This is a genomic window from Nocardia sp. NPDC051900 (assembly GCF_044452545.1).
GTDB classification, from domain to species: domain Bacteria; phylum Actinomycetota; class Actinomycetes; order Mycobacteriales; family Mycobacteriaceae; genus Nocardia; species Nocardia sichangensis.
This window is the reverse complement of the sequence record NZ_JBITBU010000002.1, coordinates 1-16,471: the sequence shown is the minus strand read 5'-3', so window position 1 is coordinate 16,471 and position 16,471 is coordinate 1. Positions and strand designations below refer to the sequence as shown.

17 protein-coding genes are annotated in these 16,471 nt (G+C 66.8%); all 17 read left to right on the top strand.

From position 1 onward, the window contains the following. Window positions 1–534: 534 nt before the first annotated feature. The 17 genes from rpmE to murA all read left to right on the top strand — a co-directional run bounded on the left by rpmE (window position 535) and on the right by murA (window position 15,987). A complete protein-coding gene (rpmE, locus tag ACIA5H_RS02730; RefSeq protein WP_039796334.1) occupies window positions 535–765 on the top strand; it encodes a 50S ribosomal protein L31 in 231 nt (76 codons plus the stop codon). Between the two features lie 81 nt (window positions 766–846). Further along, the gene (gene prfA, locus ACIA5H_RS02725) at window positions 847–1,917 is read left to right on the top strand and encodes a peptide chain release factor 1 (RefSeq protein WP_379252168.1); all 1,071 of its coding nucleotides are present in this window, start codon (window positions 847–849) and stop codon (window positions 1,915–1,917) included. Between the two features lie 25 nt (window positions 1,918–1,942). Continuing rightward, a complete protein-coding gene (prmC, locus tag ACIA5H_RS02720) occupies window positions 1,943–2,821 on the top strand; it encodes a peptide chain release factor N(5)-glutamine methyltransferase (RefSeq protein WP_379252169.1) in 879 nt (292 codons plus the stop codon). A 546-nt stretch (window positions 2,822–3,367) separates the two neighbouring features. Beyond that, a complete protein-coding gene (locus ACIA5H_RS02715; RefSeq protein WP_397073976.1) occupies window positions 3,368–4,036 on the top strand; it encodes an L-threonylcarbamoyladenylate synthase in 669 nt (222 codons plus the stop codon). After that, window positions 4,033–5,190 (top strand): MraY family glycosyltransferase, encoded by a 1,158-nt coding sequence (locus ACIA5H_RS02710; protein ID WP_355073701.1) that lies wholly within the window; start codon window positions 4,033–4,035, stop codon window positions 5,188–5,190. Before ACIA5H_RS02715 ends, ACIA5H_RS02710 begins: the two co-directional genes overlap by 4 nt. 11 nt (window positions 5,191–5,201) lie before the next feature. Beyond that, complete coding sequence (locus ACIA5H_RS02705) at window positions 5,202–5,657, top strand: hypothetical protein (protein ID WP_355073702.1); 456 nt, start codon at window positions 5,202–5,204, stop codon at window positions 5,655–5,657. 270 nt (window positions 5,658–5,927) lie between these two features. Beyond that, the gene (gene atpB / locus ACIA5H_RS02700; RefSeq protein ID WP_379252170.1) at window positions 5,928–6,776 is read left to right on the top strand and encodes a F0F1 ATP synthase subunit A; all 849 of its coding nucleotides are present in this window, start codon (window positions 5,928–5,930) and stop codon (window positions 6,774–6,776) included. 78 nt (window positions 6,777–6,854) lie between these two features. After that, window positions 6,855–7,103: an ATP synthase F0 subunit C gene (locus ACIA5H_RS02695; RefSeq protein WP_039796339.1), complete on the top strand. Its 249-nt coding sequence runs from the start codon at window positions 6,855–6,857 to the stop codon at window positions 7,101–7,103. Between the two features lie 5 nt (window positions 7,104–7,108). Next, the gene (locus tag ACIA5H_RS02690; protein WP_355073706.1) at window positions 7,109–7,669 is read left to right on the top strand and encodes a F0F1 ATP synthase subunit B; all 561 of its coding nucleotides are present in this window, start codon (window positions 7,109–7,111) and stop codon (window positions 7,667–7,669) included. A 19-nt stretch (window positions 7,670–7,688) separates the two neighbouring features. Further along, the gene (locus tag ACIA5H_RS02685) at window positions 7,689–8,498 is read left to right on the top strand and encodes a F0F1 ATP synthase subunit delta (protein WP_355073707.1); all 810 of its coding nucleotides are present in this window, start codon (window positions 7,689–7,691) and stop codon (window positions 8,496–8,498) included. Between the two features lie 54 nt (window positions 8,499–8,552). Further along, window positions 8,553–10,190, top strand: a complete 1,638-nt coding sequence (gene atpA, locus ACIA5H_RS02680) for a F0F1 ATP synthase subunit alpha (protein ID WP_379252171.1) — start codon at window positions 8,553–8,555, stop codon at window positions 10,188–10,190. 126 nt (window positions 10,191–10,316) lie between these two features. After that, window positions 10,317–11,288 carry a F0F1 ATP synthase subunit gamma gene (locus ACIA5H_RS02675; RefSeq protein WP_355073710.1) on the top strand — a complete coding sequence of 324 codons (972 nt, stop codon included), beginning with the start codon at window positions 10,317–10,319 and terminating at the stop codon, window positions 11,286–11,288. Window positions 11,289–11,367: 79 nt separating this feature from the next. Continuing rightward, window positions 11,368–12,816, top strand: a complete 1,449-nt coding sequence (atpD, locus tag ACIA5H_RS02670) for a F0F1 ATP synthase subunit beta (RefSeq protein ID WP_397073452.1) — start codon at window positions 11,368–11,370, stop codon at window positions 12,814–12,816. A 6-nt stretch (window positions 12,817–12,822) separates the two neighbouring features. Continuing rightward, window positions 12,823–13,200, top strand: a complete 378-nt coding sequence (locus ACIA5H_RS02665; protein ID WP_355073713.1) for a F0F1 ATP synthase subunit epsilon — start codon at window positions 12,823–12,825, stop codon at window positions 13,198–13,200. A 251-nt stretch (window positions 13,201–13,451) separates the two neighbouring features. After that, window positions 13,452–13,874, top strand: coding sequence for a DUF2550 domain-containing protein (locus tag ACIA5H_RS02660; protein WP_039796346.1), 423 nt, complete (start codon window positions 13,452–13,454; stop codon window positions 13,872–13,874). 57 nt (window positions 13,875–13,931) lie between these two features. Further along, window positions 13,932–14,513, top strand: a complete 582-nt coding sequence (locus tag ACIA5H_RS02655) for a cob(I)yrinic acid a,c-diamide adenosyltransferase (RefSeq protein WP_379252172.1) — start codon at window positions 13,932–13,934, stop codon at window positions 14,511–14,513. Window positions 14,514–14,727: 214 nt separating this feature from the next. Then, the gene (gene murA / locus ACIA5H_RS02650; RefSeq protein WP_397073448.1) at window positions 14,728–15,987 is read left to right on the top strand and encodes a UDP-N-acetylglucosamine 1-carboxyvinyltransferase; all 1,260 of its coding nucleotides are present in this window, start codon (window positions 14,728–14,730) and stop codon (window positions 15,985–15,987) included. Window positions 15,988–16,471 lie beyond the last annotated feature (484 nt).

Sequence of the window (16,471 nt, the reverse complement as noted above, 5' to 3'; positions counted from 1 at the left end):
GTGGCCGCGCCGCCGATGAGGAGAGCGATGATCAGCGCGCAGGGCCCGGCGTCGGGATCGGGGGCGGCGGATTCCGAGGTGTGGACGTACACGGCGTTCTTCGGCGCGGGATAGTTCGGGTTCGCGGGGAGCGCGGATACGCCGACGGCCACCGAGAGAAACAGCAGAACGAAAATCGCGGCCGCGATCCGGACGTTCACGGGGTCTCCTTCCTGTCTCGGCACGCCGATGTGCACCAGGTCTGCCACTCTATGAACGAATTCGTTCACATTCGTGAGTAGCGGACTACCCGACTTCAGGGTCCAGGAGGTGGCGCGGATTCGCGTGCCCGGACTTCCGGGGGCGCGAACGATGGGGGAGTACCTGGGGTGGGAACAAACCACTCGCCGGGGGCGTTTTGGGAGCGTAACGGCAGTTCTGGCATACTGAACGGTCGTTGCGTCTGCTCAGGTGAGCAGAGCTCCCGCCTAGTCGGTTCCGGTTCACGCTTCGCGTTCGCGCGGCGACCCGGCGACCACAATCGAGAGGACATCCATGAAGGCAGGAATTCACCCGACGTATGTCGACACCACGGTCGTCTGTGGTTGCGGCAACACCTTCCAGACTCGCAGCACCAAGGAGTCGGGACACATCACCGTCGAGGTCTGCTCGCAGTGCCACCCGTTCTACACCGGCAAGCAGAAGATCCTGGACACCGGTGGCCGCGTGGCCCGCTTCGAGGCTCGTTACGGCAAGCGTGCCGGCAAGAAGGCCGACGCCAAGTAGCTTCCTCGCCGACGCCCGGTCCTGCCCCGCAGGCCGGGCGTCGGTGTTTTGTATGGACAGCTACCAGGAGAAGGAAGCACTGTGACGCAACCGTCCGCCATCGACGACATTCTGGCCGAGTACGCCGGCTTGGAGACGCAGCTGGCCGATCCGTCGCTGCACAACGATGCGGGCGCCGCGCGCCGGGTCGGCAAGCGATTCGCCGAGCTGGCCCCGGTCATGGCCACCTATCGCAAGCTCGAGACGGCCCGCGGCGACTTGTCCGCCGCGCGGGAACTCGCCGCCGACGACTCCACGTTCGCCGCGGAGGTCCCGGATCTGGAACGACAGGTCGAGGAACTGGAACAGGCCCTCGCCGACCTGCTGGCCCCGCGCGACCCGCACGACGGCGACGACGTCGTGCTCGAGGTCAAGTCCGGCGAAGGCGGCGAGGAGTCCGCGTTGTTCGCCGCCGACCTGGCCCGCATGTACGTGCGGTATGCCGAGCGGCACGGCTGGAAGGTCGAGATCCTCGACGCCGCCCTGTCCGACCTGGGCGGATACAAAGAGGCGACGCTGTCGATCAAGAGCCGCGACGCGGCGCGCGACGGTGTCTGGTCGCGATTCAAGTTCGAGGGCGGTGTGCACCGGGTGCAGCGCGTCCCGGTGACCGAATCGCAGGGCCGTATCCACACCTCGGCGGCGGGCGTGCTGATCTACCCGGAACCCGACGAGATCGAAGAAGTGCAGATCGACGAGTCCGATCTCCGCGTCGACGTGTACCGCTCCTCCGGCAAGGGTGGTCAGGGCGTCAACACCACCGACTCCGCGGTGCGCATCACCCACCTGCCTTCCGGCATCGTGGTCACCTGCCAGAACGAGCGTTCCCAGCTGCAGAACAAGGCGCGCGCCATGCAGGTCCTCGCGGCGCGTTTGCAGGCACTGGCGGAAGAACAGGCCGATCAGGAGGCCGCGGCGGGCCGCGCCAGCCAGATCCGCACGGTGGACCGCTCCGAGCGCATCCGCACCTACAACTTCCCGGAGAACCGGATCACCGACCATCGGATCGGCTTCAAGGCGCACAACCTCGACGCCGTGCTGGACGGGGAACTCGACGCGCTGCTCGACGCTCTGGGGAAGGCGGATCGCGAAGCGCGTATGGCCGCGGAATGATCGTCGTTCGGGCAGAGTCGGTGTCATGTCCACGAGCCGAGTAGCGCTGCGCCCCGTCATCAACGACGCCATCGAGACGTTACGGACCGCCGGGGTGCACAGCCCGCGGGCCGACGCCGAACATCTCGCCGCGCACGTCCTCGGCGTGGAGCGGACCAGGCTGGTGCTGACGCCGCTCGTCCCGCCCGGCAAGTTGGACGAGTACCGCGAGCTGGTCGCCCGCCGGGCACGGCGAATCCCGTTGCAGCACTTGACCGGAACCGCCGTGATGGGTGCGCTCGATCTCGCGGTGGGCCCCGGCGTCTTCGTGCCGCGCCCGGAGACCGAGTTGCTGTACGCCTGGGCGCTGGCGCAGTTGGAGGCGCTGCCGCACGATCACACGCCGATCGTCGTCGACCTGTGCACCGGATCGGGCGCGCTCGCGCTGGCCCTCGCGCACGCGCGCCCCGACGCCGAAGTGCACGCCGTGGAACTCGATCCCGCCGCGCAGGTCTGGGCCCGGCGCAACGCCGACGACCGGATCGCCGCGGGCGATACCCCGATCACCCTCTACGCCGACGACGCCACCGATCCCGGCCTGCTCACCGATCTGAACGGCCGGGTGGACATCGTCGTGTCCAACCCGCCCTACATCCCGGAGGGCGCAGGTCTCGACCCCGAAGTGGCCGAGCACGATCCGTCCGTCGCCTTGTTCGGCGGCCCGGACGGATTGTCGGTGATACGCGGCATGATCCCGAACATCACCCGGCTGCTGCGCCCAGGCGGCGCCACCGCCATCGAGCACGACGACACCAACGGCTCCGGCGTAGCCGCCCTCCTCACCGCCACCGGCGCCTTCACCGACGTCGTCGAACACCCCGACCTGGCAGGCAAACCCCGCTTCGTCGCCGCAACGCATACATGAGCAGGTCCTCTGCACGGCCTCCGGCGCCGTTGCGCACCGAATCCGTGTGGTCCTTTCCCTGCGCCTGTGCTGCCGACCAAGCCCATTCCGCTGATGGTCGCGTCCTCTGACGACCGCACCGCCGGATGAAGCAACACGACGACGCCTGCACGACTGCGTGGCGGCATCGCATGAACTGGTTGCGCGGGGCGTCTCGCGACCGGTCGCTGGGCCGAGGAACAGACGCGACACAGCGGCGCGGCCTCCGCGCGGCACTGCGCAACCGAACAACGGCGGGGGTGCTCGAGACGATGGCGTGCGGTGCGGCGGAGTACGGATCCAGGCATGGTTCCGAGCCGCAAAGGCCGCATCGAGGATGCTCCCGACGCGCGGCGACAGCCGCCGCATCCCACGTGACGACAGGTTTCGTACGCACATGGGTAACTCGCCGGGCACGCCCAGAACTCGCTCGGCACCCGACGCGAGACCTGAACGCAACTCTCGTTTCACCCCACTAGTACGGCCTGAGTTCTCGGAGAGGCGGCCCAGCATGCCAGGATGGTTGCCGTGAGTACCGTCTACGACTGCGCGGATCCCGACTCGCGCGCCGCGGGACTGTCCGCAGCCACCAGCGCCCTGAAAGCCGGACGTCTGGTCGTGCTGCCCACCGACACCCTGTACGGGCTGGGCGCCGACGCGTTCGATTCGACCGCGGTGAGCTCGTTGCTCGCGGCCAAGCGCCGCGGCAGGGACATGCCGGTGCCGGTGCTCGTCGGTTCCTGGCACACCATCGACGGCCTGGTGTTCTCGGTGCGCCCGCAGGCGCGCGAGCTGATCCGGGCGTTCTGGCCCGGCGGTCTGAGTCTGGTTGTGCAGCAAGCGCCTTCGCTCGCGTGGGATCTCGGCGACACCCGCGGGACGGTGATGTTGCGGATGCCGCTGCACCCGGTCGCGCTCGAACTGTTGCGCGAGGTCGGCCCGCTGGCGGTGTCCAGCGCCAACGTGTCGGGGCAGCCGCCGGCGAAGACCGCCGCCGAGGCACGCGATCAACTCGGCGATCTGGTCGGCGTCTATCTGGACGGCGGCCCGGCCGAACACGCGGTCGCCTCCACCATCGTCGACCTGACCGCTGATCAGCCGCGCATCCTGCGCGTGGGCGCGGTGCCCGTCGCCGACATCGCCGAGGTGCTCGGCATGTCGCCGGAAGCGCTCAGCGGCGCCGCGCAGCTCGGATGATGGGTTCGAGCGCCGTCGTCCCGCTCCGGGAGCTGCTCGTCGTGCTGCTCATCTCCGCGGTGGTGACGTTCCTGGCCACCGGTGGGGTGCGGGTGCTGGCGATCGGCTTCGGCGCGGTGGCCGTGCCGCGTGACCGGGACGTGCACGTCAAGCCGATTCCGCGGATGGGCGGCGTCGGCATGTACATCGGTGTGGTCGCCGCGGTGCTGTTCGCCCACCAGCTGCCCGCGCTGCGCAGCGGCTTCGACTACAAACCCAACATCCCGATCGCCGTGCTGGTGGCTGCCACGATCATCGTGCTGGTCGGCATCGTCGACGACCGCTGGGGACTCGACGCGCTGACGAAGTTCGCGGGCCAGGTGACGGCGGCGGGCGTGATGGCCGTCATGGGATTGGGCTGGTATGTGATCTACAACCCGTTCAGCAACACCACGGTGGTGCTGGACGGATTGCAGGGCGGGCTCGTTACCGTCGCGGTCACCGTCACCCTGGTCAACGCCATGAACTTCGTCGACGGCTTGGACGGCCTCGCGGCGGGCTTGGGACTGATCGCCGCGCTGGCGGTTTTCGTGTTCTGCCTCGGGCTGATGAACGAGCAGGGCGGCTCGGTCGACACCTACCCGCCCGCGTTGCTTGCCGCCGCGCTCGCGGGTGGCTGCCTCGGATTCCTGCCGCACAATTTCCAGCCCGCGCGCATATTCATGGGCGACTCCGGTTCGATGTTGATCGGGTTGATGCTGGCCGCGGTCTCGACCGGCGCCTCGGGGCGAATCCCGCTGCAGGGATACGGTCCGCGCGACATCGTCGGTCTGCTTTCTCCGCTGTTGCTGGTCGGCGCGGTGATGTTCATTCCGGTGCTGGACCTGTTGCTCGCCATTGTGCGACGGGTTCGCGCGGGCGTCAGTTTCTCGACGCCGGACAAAATGCACTTGCATCATCGCTTGCTGCAGATCGGCCATTCCCATCGCCGCGTGGTGTTGTTGATCTATTTGTGGGTCGGTGTGCTCGCGTTCGGCGCGGTCGGCACCTCGCTGATGGATCGCAGGCTGGTCGTATTGCTGATGGCGGGCGGGCTGGTTTTCGCTTTGGTGATCACCGCTATTCCGGGGCTGCGGCGTGGGGACCCGGCGGGCGACGGATCGGCGTCCGGGTAAAGTCGGCGACTGTGAGCTTCACACCCGAACCCGTCCCCGGCCCCGACGCGCCGCTGCGGTCCGCGCTGCGCTACGGACTGATCGGCTTGGGCGTGCTGGTGGTCCTGTCGGTCGCGCTGGGCGCGGCCGTATCGGGTGTCGCCGGCGTGTGGGGCGCGGTGCTCGGCGCCGCGATCGGCGGCGGCTTCATCCTCACCACCGCGGCCGTGGTGCTGTTCGGCGCGAAACTGCCGCCGAGCACCGCGGGCCTGGTCATGCTGGTCAGCTGGGTGGGGAAGGTCCTGGTGGCGCTGATCGTCGTCGGGATCCTGCACCGATTCGACTTCTACGACCGGGTCGTGTTGTTCCTCACCGTGGTCGGCGCGCTGGTGATCGTGCTCGGTGCGGAGACGTACGGCGTTGTCCGGCAGAAGGTTCCGTACGTGACGACGACCGACTCGGAACCCACGTCCGATACCCGCCAGTAACGAAAACCCCCCACCCCCTACACGCTGTCGTAGATGACTTGGTAAAGTGTTGGTAAGCAAGCGACCAAGTCGGGGATCAGTGAGGGGTCACCGCCGAGATCCCCTGCATGGGCCGCTATGCTTACTGCCGTGCCGGGCTCCGAGGGGTGTTCCGGTTCTGCATGTCGACGAATGTCGCCGACACACGTACAGACGCCTGGTGGATTTCGAACCACCGCACAGCTGCTGACGAACTTCGAGCCGACCTGAGTCGACCCAAATTGATCGTCAATGTCCGATCGAACCGCGGGAATGACCGTACCCGCGGCCCGAACACGGGAGAGAACGCTGAGCGTCACCACTCTGGCGGCCGAGTTCCACGCGCCGTCGCTTACCGACTTCTTCCCTCCAGCTGTGCTGTTCGAGGGAACGCCGTTCGAACTCGATCGATTGATGCTGATCCGCATTCTGATGACGGCTGTTCTCTCGGTCGTGATGGTGCTGGCATTCCGCTCGCCCCGGATCGTTCCGCGCGGCCTGCAGAATGTCGCCGAAATCGGCCTGGTCTTCGTCAAAGAGCAGATCTGCGACGAGGTCCTCGGCAAGGAAACGGGACGGAAGTTCTTCCCGCTGATCGCGACGATCTTCTTCACGGTCCTCTTTCTGAACTTCTCGGGTGTCGTTCCGGGGTTGAACATCTCGTCGAACGCCCGAATCGGCATGCCGCTGGTGCTGGCCGTCATCGCGTACCTGGCGTTCAACTACGTCGGTATCAGGAAGTACGGCTTCTTCAACTACATGCGCAGCAGCATCGTCGTTCCGAACGTTCCCCCCGCACTGCATGTGCTGCTGATTCCGATCGAGTTCGTCTCGACCTTCATCCTGCGTCCGTTCACGCTGACCGTCCGACTCATGGCGAACATGCTGGCCGGCCACATCATGCTGGTGCTGTTCTTCAGCGCGACCTGGTTCTTCCTGTTCGACGCCACCTCGTGGATGAAGGTGTTCTCGCCGTTCTCGCTGCTCGCGGGACTCGGATTCACGCTCTTCGAGCTGTTGGTCATCTTCCTGCAGGCCTACGTGTTTGCGCTGCTGACCGCCGTATACATCGGACTCGCACAGCACGCGGCCGATCACTGACCTGACCGACACAACTACCGGAAACCTGCTACACCACGCCGACCGGCGGGTGAGCAACAGAAAGGGAATGGAAGACTCATGAGCCTCGCTTACCTGGCCCAGGAAGCCGCCACGAACGAGAGCACCTTCAAGGGCCTGGGCGCCGTCGGCTACGGTCTCGCCGCGATCGGCCCCGGCATCGGCGTCGGCATCGTCGTCGGCAAGGCCATCGAGGGCATCGCGCGTCAGCCTGAGCTGCAGGGCACCATCCGCACCAACATGTTCCTCGGTATCGCGTTCACCGAGGCCCTCGCCCTTATCGGTCTCGTCGCCGGCTTCATTTTCTGATTCCGATGTACGAGTCAGTTTTGCTCGCGGCGGCGGAGGGAGAGGATGTGAATCCTCTCATCCCCGAAACGTACGACATCGTCTGGTCGATCGTCTGCGTCGTCATCATCGCGGCCCTGTTCTACAAGTACGTGGTCCCGCGCCTGATGAAGACGCTCGACGAGCGCTCGGACAAGATCGAAGGCGGCATCGCTCGCGCGGAAGCCGCGCAGGAAGAAGCTCAGCTCACCCTGCAGCAGTACCAGCAGCAGCTGGCCGAGGCCCGGCTCGAGGCCGCGCGCATCCGGGAGGACGCGCGCACCCAGGGCCAGGAGATTCTCGCGCAGATGCGCTCGGAGGCCCAGGCCGAAGCCGATCGCATCATCGCGGCGGGCCACACGCAGCTGGAAGCACAGCGCCAGCAGATCCTGACGGAGCTGCGCCACGAGGTCGGCCGCACGGCCGTCGACCTGGCCGAGAAGATCATCGGGCAGTCGGTTTCGGACGAGGCCAAGCAGGCCGCCTCGATCGACCGGTTCCTCGACGAGCTCGACCAGACCGACGCAGGCATCGGGGTCGGAAGGTAACGACGCGAAAGTGAGAAGCATGTACGCAGCGAGCCGCGAGGCCAGTGCCCGGTCTCGGGAGGCGCTTCGGGCCGCTCTGACCGGAAGCGACAGTGCTGCGGCCACGACGGGCTCGGAACTGTTCGCCGTTGTCGCCGTGCTGGACGACCAGCGTTCGCTGCGTGTGGCGCTCGCGGACGTGTCGGTGCCGGGTTCCGTGCGCGCGGAACTGTGCGAGCGGGTCTTCGGCGGCAAGGTCAGCGCTGCCACGCTGGCAGTGCTGACCACCGCGGTGGCCCAGGACTGGTCGCGCACCTCCGACCTGGTGGACACCCTGGTGCTGCTCGGCCAGGAGGCGTTGCTGGAGTCGGCGGCCCAGCGTGGCCGGCTCGAAGCGGTGGAGGACGAGCTGTTCCGGCTCGGCCGGATCATCAGCGACAACCCCGAGTTGGAGCAGGCACTGTCGGATCGGTCGCAGCAGGCCTCGGCCAAGAGCGAGCTGGTCAACCGGCTGCTCGCCGGTAAGACGGAGCCCATCACCCTGACCCTGGCGGAGCAGGTGGTGACCAGGCAGCGGTCGGGCATCAGCGCCGCCTTCGACGAGCTGGCCGACCTCGCGGCGGCGCGTCGCGATCAGATCGTCGCGCACGTGCGCGCCGCGATCGGGCTCAGCGAGCAGCAGCGCGACCGGCTGGCCGCGTCGCTGCGGCGCATCTACGGCAAGGCGACCACGGTGCACATCCAGGTCGACCCGAGTCTGCTGAGCGGAGTCGTGGTGCGCGTCGGTGACGACGTGATCGACGGCAGCGCACTCGGCCGACTGGAGAAGCTGCGCCGGGCCCTGACCTAGCGCGCTTCCACCACCCCCGACATTCCAGACCCAGACAGCGAGAGCAGGAAGAACATGGCGGAGCTGACGATCTCCTCCGACGAGATCCGTAGCGCGATCGAGAGCTACACCAAGAGCTACACCCCCGAGACCTCCATCGAAGAAGTCGGTGTGGTCACCGACACCAGTGACGGCATCGCGCACGTCAGCGGCCTGCCTTCGGCAATGGCCAACGAGCTGCTCGAGTTCCCGGGCGGCGTGCTCGGCGTCGCGCTGAACCTCGAGGACCGTGAGATCGGTGCGGTCATCCTCGGCGAGTTCGCCGAGATCGAGGAGGGCCAGGAGGTCCGCAGGACCGGTGACGTGCTCTCGGTTCCGGTCGGCGACAAGTTCCTCGGCCGCGTGGTGAACCCGCTGGGCCAGCCGATCGACGGCCTCGGCGAGATCGAGTCCGAGGAACAGCGCGTGCTCGAGCTGCAGGCCGCGACCGTGCTGGAGCGCCAGCCGGTCGAGGAGCCGCTGGCCACCGGCATCACCGCGATCGACGCGCTGACCGCCATCGGCCGTGGCCAGCGTCAGCTGATCATCGGCGACCGCAAGACCGGCAAGACCGCGGTCTGCATCGACGCGATCCTGAACCAGAAGGCCAACTGGGAGACCGGCGACCCGACCAAGCAGGTGCGCTGCATCTACGTAGCCATCGGCCAGAAGGGCTCCACCATCGCGGGCGTCAAGGCCGCGCTGGAGCAGCACGGCGCGCTGGAGTACACCACCATCGTCGCCGCCCCGGCCTCCGACTCCGCCGGCTTCAAGTGGCTGGCCCCCTACACCGGTTCGGCCATCGGCCAGCACTGGATGTACCAGGGCAAGCACGTGCTCATCGTGTTCGACGACCTGACCAAGCAGGCCGAGGCGTACCGCGCCATCTCGCTGCTGCTGCGTCGCCCGCCGGGCCGCGAGGCCTACCCGGGTGACGTCTTCTACCTGCACTCCCGGCTGCTGGAGCGTTGCGCGAAGCTGTCCGACGAGCTGGGCGCGGGCTCGATGACCGGTCTGCCGATCATCGAGACCAAGGCCAACGACATCTCGGCGTTCATCCCGACCAACGTCATCTCCATCACCGACGGTCAGGTCTTCCTCGAGTCCGACCTGTTCAACAAGGGTGTCCGCCCGGCGATCAACGTCGGTACCTCGGTCTCCCGCGTCGGTGGCGCCGCCCAGACCAAGGGCATGAAGAAGGTGGCCGGTTCGCTGCGCCTCGAGCTGGCGCAGTACCGCGAGCTGGAGGCGTTCTCCGCCTTCGCCTCCGACCTGGACGCGGCCTCGCTGGCTCAGCTCGAGCGCGGCGCCCGCTGGGTCGAGCTGCTCAAGCAGGACCAGTACTCGCCGGTGCCGGTCGAGGATCAGATCATCTCGATCTACCTGGTCGACCGTGGCCACTTCGACTCGATCCCGGTCGCGGACATCCGCCGCTTCAACGCCGAACTGCTCGAGGAGCTGCACCGCAGCGCCGCCGACGTGTTCAAGGCGATCGAGGGCGGCAAGGTGCTCGCCGGCGAGGCGGCCGAGCAGGTCGAGGCGGCGACCAAGAAGTTCTTGGGAACCTTCCTCACCTCCGACGGCACGCCCGTGGTCAACGAGGCCGAAGCCGGCCAGCTCGACCACGAAGAGGTCGAGTCGCTGTCGGTGACCCGCAAGCACGTCGAGAAGTAACGCGGGTCGGCAAATGCGCTATTCGATCCGCGGCATGCGCGACGGGCACGAGGGTGGCAGCGACCACCTCGTGCCCGGCGGATGCCGCCAATCCCACGCAGCGAATGAAGGGAGTGTGAACCGCTGATGGCAAGCTTGCGTGAATTGCGCTCCCGCATTCGTGGTGTGAATTCGATCAAGAAGATCACCAAGGCCCAAGAGCTGATCGCGACCTCGCGCATCTCCAAGGCTCAGGCCAGGGTCGCGGCCGCGAAGCCGTACGCGGAGGAGATCACCAAGGTCCTCAGCGAGCTGGCGAGCGCGTCGAAGAACCTTTCGCATCCGCTGCTGACCGAGCGCGCCAACCCGCGCCGGGCGGCCGTGCTGGTGATCACCAGTGACAGCGGCATGTGCGGTGGCTACAACTCGAACGTGCTCAAGCGCGCGGAAGAGCTGATGACCACCTTGCGTGACGAAGGCAAAGAGCCGGTGCTCTACGTCATGGGCAACAAGGGCCTGACGTACTACGCCTTCCGCAATCGCTCGTACGTGTCGGCGTGGACCGGGTTCTCGCAGCAGCCGAAGTACTCCGATGCTTCGTCCGCGTGCCACCACCTGGTCGACGCCTTCATGGCGGGCTCCGACGGGGCGGTGCCCGCTCCGAACGGGACGGGTGACATCGCCGGTGTCGACGAGCTGCACGTCGTGTACACCCGCTTCGTCTCGATGCTGACGCAGACCCCTGAGGTGCGCCGATTGGCGCCGATCCAGGTGAGCTACGTCGACGAGAACTTCGACCTGGGTGAGGACATCGTGTCGGATTCACCGACCGCGGACGTCCACGCGCAGTACGAATTCGAGCCCGACGCCGATGTGCTGCTGGCGGCGCTGCTGCCCAAGTACGTCAACACGCGCATCTACGCGTCGTTGCTCGAGGCAGCGGCATCCGAGTCAGCGGCTCGGCGCACCGCAATGAAGGCCGCCACCGACAACGCCAACGAACTCGCGAGCGTGCTCCAGCGCGAGGCGAACTCGGTGCGCCAAGCCCAGATCACGCAGGAAATCAGCGAAATCGTCGGCGGCGTGAACGCGCTGGCGTCGAGCTCGGACCGCGACTGAGCGCCACCCGCGGCCTGAGCGACGGGCACGTAGAAGGCCCCTCGAAGGCCGCACATCGACACGGAGAGAACCAACACCAATGACCGCAGCTGTCACTCAAGACAACACGAGCCGGACCGGCGGCGCCGCAGGCCGCGTCGTCCGGGTCATCGGCCCCGTCGTGGACGTCGAGTTCCCGCGCGGAGCCATTCCCGAGCTGTTCAACGCTCTGCACGCCGAGATCACCCTGACCTCGGTGGCCAAGACCCTGACCCTCGAGGTCGCCCAGCACCTCGGCGACAACATCGTGCGCACCATCTCGATGCAGCCGACCGACGGCCTGGTCCGCGGTGCCACCGTCACCGACACCGGCAAGCCGATCTCGGTGCCGGTCGGTGACGTGGTCAAGGGCCACGTCTTCAACGCCCTCGGCGACTGCCTGGACACCCCCGGCCTCGGCCGCGAGGGCGAGCAGTGGGGCATCCACCGCAAGCCGCCGTCGTTCGACCAGCTCGAGGGCAAGACCGAGATCCTGGAGACGGGCATCAAGGTCATCGACCTGCTCACCCCGTACGTGAAGGGCGGCAAGATCGGTCTGTTCGGTGGCGCCGGTGTCGGCAAGACCGTTCTGATCCAGGAGATGATCACCCGTATCGCGCGGGAATTCTCCGGCACCTCCGTGTTCGCCGGCGTCGGCGAGCGCACCCGTGAGGGCACCGACCTGCGCCTGGAGATGGAGGAGATGGGCGTCCTCCAGGACACCGCCCTCGTCTTCGGACAGATGGACGAGCCGCCGGGCACCCGTATGCGCGTCGCGCTCTCGGCCCTGACCATGGCCGAGTACTTCCGCGACGTGCAGCACCAGGACGTGCTGCTGTTCATCGACAACATCTTCCGGTTCACCCAGGCCGGTTCCGAGGTGTCGACCCTGCTCGGCCGCATGCCCTCCGCCGTCGGTTACCAGCCCACGCTGGCCGACGAGATGGGTGAGCTGCAGGAGCGCATCACCTCGACCCGTGGTCGGTCGATCACCTCGCTGCAGGCCATCTACGTGCCCGCCGACGACTACACCGACCCGGCTCCGGCGACCACCTTCGCCCACCTCGACGCGACGACCGAGCTCTCCCGCCCGATTTCGCAGAAGGGCATCTACCCGGCCGTCGACCCGCTGACCTCGACCTCCCGCATCCTGGAGGCCTCGATCGTCGGCGACCGGCACTTCCGGGTGGCCAACGAGGTGAAGCGGATCCTGCAGAAGTACAAGGAACTGCAGGACATCATCGCCATCCTCGGTATGGACGAGCTGTCCGAAGAGGACAAGGTGCTCGTCGGCCGCGCCCGTCGTCTGGAGAAGTTCCTCGGCCAGAACTTCATCGTGGCCGAGAAGTTCACCGGTCAGGTGGGTTCGGTCGTGCCGCTCGAGCAGACCATCGACGACTTCGACCGCGTCTGCAAGGGTGAGTTCGACAGCTACCCGGAGCAGGCCTTCAACAGCTGCGGTGGTCTCGACGATGTCGAGGCGGCCGCGAAGAAGATCCTCGGAAAGTAGTCACCGATGGCGGAAATGTCAGTCGATCTCGTCGCGGTCGAACGACTGCTCTGGTCCGGCCAGGCGACGTTCGTCAGCGCGCAGACCACCGAGGGCCAGATCGGCATCATGGCCGGGCACGAGCCGTTGCTCGGCCAGCTGGTCGAGGGCGGCACCGTGGCGATCGTGGACACCGATGGTCAGCGGGTCGTCGCCGCGGTGCACGGCGGCTTCTTCTCGGTGACCGCGAACTCGGTTCGGGTGCTCGCCGAGTCGGCGGAATTCGCCGACGAGGTGGACGTCGAGGAGGCCCGCCGGGTGCTGGCCGACTCCGACGCCAGCGAGGAGCAGCAGCGAGCCGCTCAGGCTCGGGTGCGCGCGGTCGAGCAGAACGCGAACGCCTAGCAACAACCTGTCATCGAGAACGATCGCTGTCGGCGGTGAAGCTTCCTTCACCGCCGACAGCGTCTTTCAGGCGAGTCGGACACGGCCGGGGCATTTGTAAACTCGGGGCCGTGATTGAATGACCGCACGCGGTGTCAGCATCGGGCTCGGGGCGAAAGCCCGCGAAACCACGAGAAGCTGGTACACCGCCAATCGAATGCCGTGGACGACACGGCGGCGGAGCGAAGGGACGTACGGCATTGCAAACCGGGATGGTTCTCCTGATCATTCTGGTGCTAACGCTCGTGTTCCTCGCCTTGGCCTCGACTTACCGCCTGATCATGTTGCGGCGCGGCGGAACTGCCGCGATCCTGCGCGTACTGCCCGCCCGCGGCGGTCAGGGGTGGCGGCACGGCCTGATCCGCTATGACGAGGATCGTCTCGTCTTCTTCAAACTCACCAGCCTGAAACTCGGCCCGGATTCCACCATCCGGCGTCAGGGCATCGAGATCGGCGATCGCCGCGGCCCCCGTGGCGACGAATACGACATCATGACCGACGACATCGCAGTGATCGCGGTGTCCGACCGCGCGGGCGACTTCGAGTTGGCCCTGGATCGCGACTCTTTGACCGCCTTCCTCTCCTGGGTGGAATCCCGCCCCTCCGATCGCACTCGGCGGATGCCGGGGCTGTAGTTCCCGGTCCGAGGGCTATCGGCGGCCCGAGCAGGCCGCGCCCGTTAGGGTTGTGCTGTGAGCGTGCATTTGACCCGGATCTACACGCGGACCGGCGATGACGGGACCACGGGATTGAGCGACTTCTCCCGAGTCGCGAAGACCGACCCACGCCTGGTCGCCTACGCCGACTGCGACGAGACGAACGCCGCCATCGGCGTCGCGATCGCCCTCGGCGGCCCGGACGAAACGATGCTCGCGGTGCTGCGACAGATACAGAACGATCTATTCGACGCCGGGGCCGACCTCTCCACCCCGGTGGTCGCGGAGCCGAAGTACCCGCCGCTGCGGGTCACCCAGCCGTACATCGATCGGCTCGAAGCGTGGTGCGACGAGTTCAACGCCGGACTGCCTGCGCTCGATTCGTTCATCCTGCCCGGCGGTACCGCGCTGGCGGCCCTGCTGCACACCGCGCGTACGGTCGCCCGCCGTGCGGAGCGCTCGGCCTGGGCGGCGATCGAGTCCCATCCGGAGGAGACCAACGCGCTGCCGGCCAAGTACCTCAATCGCCTCTCGGATCTGCTGTTCATCCTGAGCCGGGTCGCCAATCCCGGCGGCGATATCCTGTGGAAGCCCGGCGGGAAACGGCCGGGCGTCTGATCGCGTAGCACCCGAGGCGAGTACCCGAGCGATCACTGGGTATTGCCGGCAAGGTGACGAGACCACCTCGTCGATCGCAGTACGCCCATCCCGCGGCACTCGCTCCAACGGCGAAAACGTCCGGAGGCGAGGGGAGTCGTGGAGAGGCGGCACCGTAGTGCGCCGCCCCAACTATCCTTGCACCAACAGTGCGCCGAATACGCGGAGAGGCGGCATGGAACGGTTTTTGGTTACCGGCGGAAATCGACTCGTCGGTGAGGTCACGGTGGGGGGCGCCAAGAACAGCGTCCTCAAACTGATGGCCGCTGCGCTGCTGGCCGAGGGCACCACCACGATCACGAACTGCCCGGACATCCTCGACGTGCCGCTGATGGGTGATGTCCTACGCGGTCTCGGCTGCGACGTGACCATCGACGGCGGAGTGGTCGCCATCACCACGCCCGCCGAACCGAAGTATCACGCGGACTTCCCCGCGGTGACCCAGTTCCGCGCGTCGGTGTGCGTGCTCGGTCCGCTGATGGCGCGGTGCAAGCGCGCCGTCGTGGCGCTGCCCGGCGGTGACGCCATCGGCTCCCGACCGCTGGACATGCACCAGGCCGGTCTGCGCCTACTCGGCGCGACCAGCGAGATCGAGCACGGTTGTGTGGTAGCCAAGGCCGACGAATTGCAGGGTGCGCGCATCCGCCTGGATTTCCCCTCGGTCGGCGCGACCGAGAACATCCTCATGGCGGCGGTGCTCGCCGAGGGCGAGACGGTGATCGACAACGCCGCGCGCGAGCCCGACATCGTCGACCTGTGCAACATGCTCGTCCGGATGGGCGCGCGGATCAGCGGCGCGGGCACGTCGGTGCTCACCATCCAGGGGGTCGAACGGCTCGAGCCCACCACGCACCGCGTCATCGGGGACCGCATCGTCGCCGCGACTTGGGGCATCGCCGCGTCGATGACGCTGGGCGACATCCGCGTCACCGGCGTGAATCCCAAGCACCTGTCGCTGGTGCTGGACAAGCTGCGGTCCGCGGGTGCGCGCATTTCGTTCGAGCAGGACGGCTTCCGGGTGGTCCAGGCGGAGCGTCCGCGCGCCGTGAATTTCTCGACCCTGCCGTTCCCCGGTTTTCCGACCGACTTGCAGCCGATGGCCATCGGGCTCGCGTCGATCGCGGACGGGACCTCGATGATCACCGAGAACATCTTCGAGGCGCGCTTCCGGTTCGTGGAGGAGATGATCCGGCTCGGCGCCGACGCGCGCACCGATGGGCACCACGCGGTGGTCCGTGGGATCCCGCGGTTGTCGAGCGCTCCGGTGTGGTCGTCGGATATTCGAGCCGGCGCGGGTCTGGTGCTGGCGGGCTTGGTCGCCGACGGGACCACCGAAGTGCACGACGTCTTCCACATTGATCGCGGATATCCGAATTTCGTCGAGCAGCTGCAGGCGCTCGGTGGCGAGGTAAGGCGCGTCGGCGTCGTGGATTGAGTGCCGCGGCGTTCGGGTCGGTGGCGGCGAGTTACCGAAAGCGTTCCGGAAAATGCGTTCTGACCAGGCGATTTGACATGGTGCACGCAGACACGTAACTTATTCCAAGTCAGAGCGACACGGACACCGACCCGGAGCCGAGAAGCTGAGCGGAAACGCTGAGCGGGAGGCCAGGGAAACGAGGTAGGACGAGGAGCGCCTGACGGTCACACTAGCTCGAACGAGACCTCAGTTTGCAACTGGGTTCACGGCTGAGCTAAGCTGGAAAAGTTGCTTCACCGATCAATCGGCTCAAACCGGGCGATGGTGTGTGCGTGTGTTCTTTGAGAACTCAATAGTGTGTCGATGAATGTCAGTGCCAATTATTTTTTGGTTCCGGCCTCTTCACTCCCCGTGTGGAGGGTCGGGCATTTTTAGTCAGCTAATTTCCGGCTGGCGATTGTTTTGCTGGGTTTTCGGACTCTAGTTTAGATATTTCTGATTC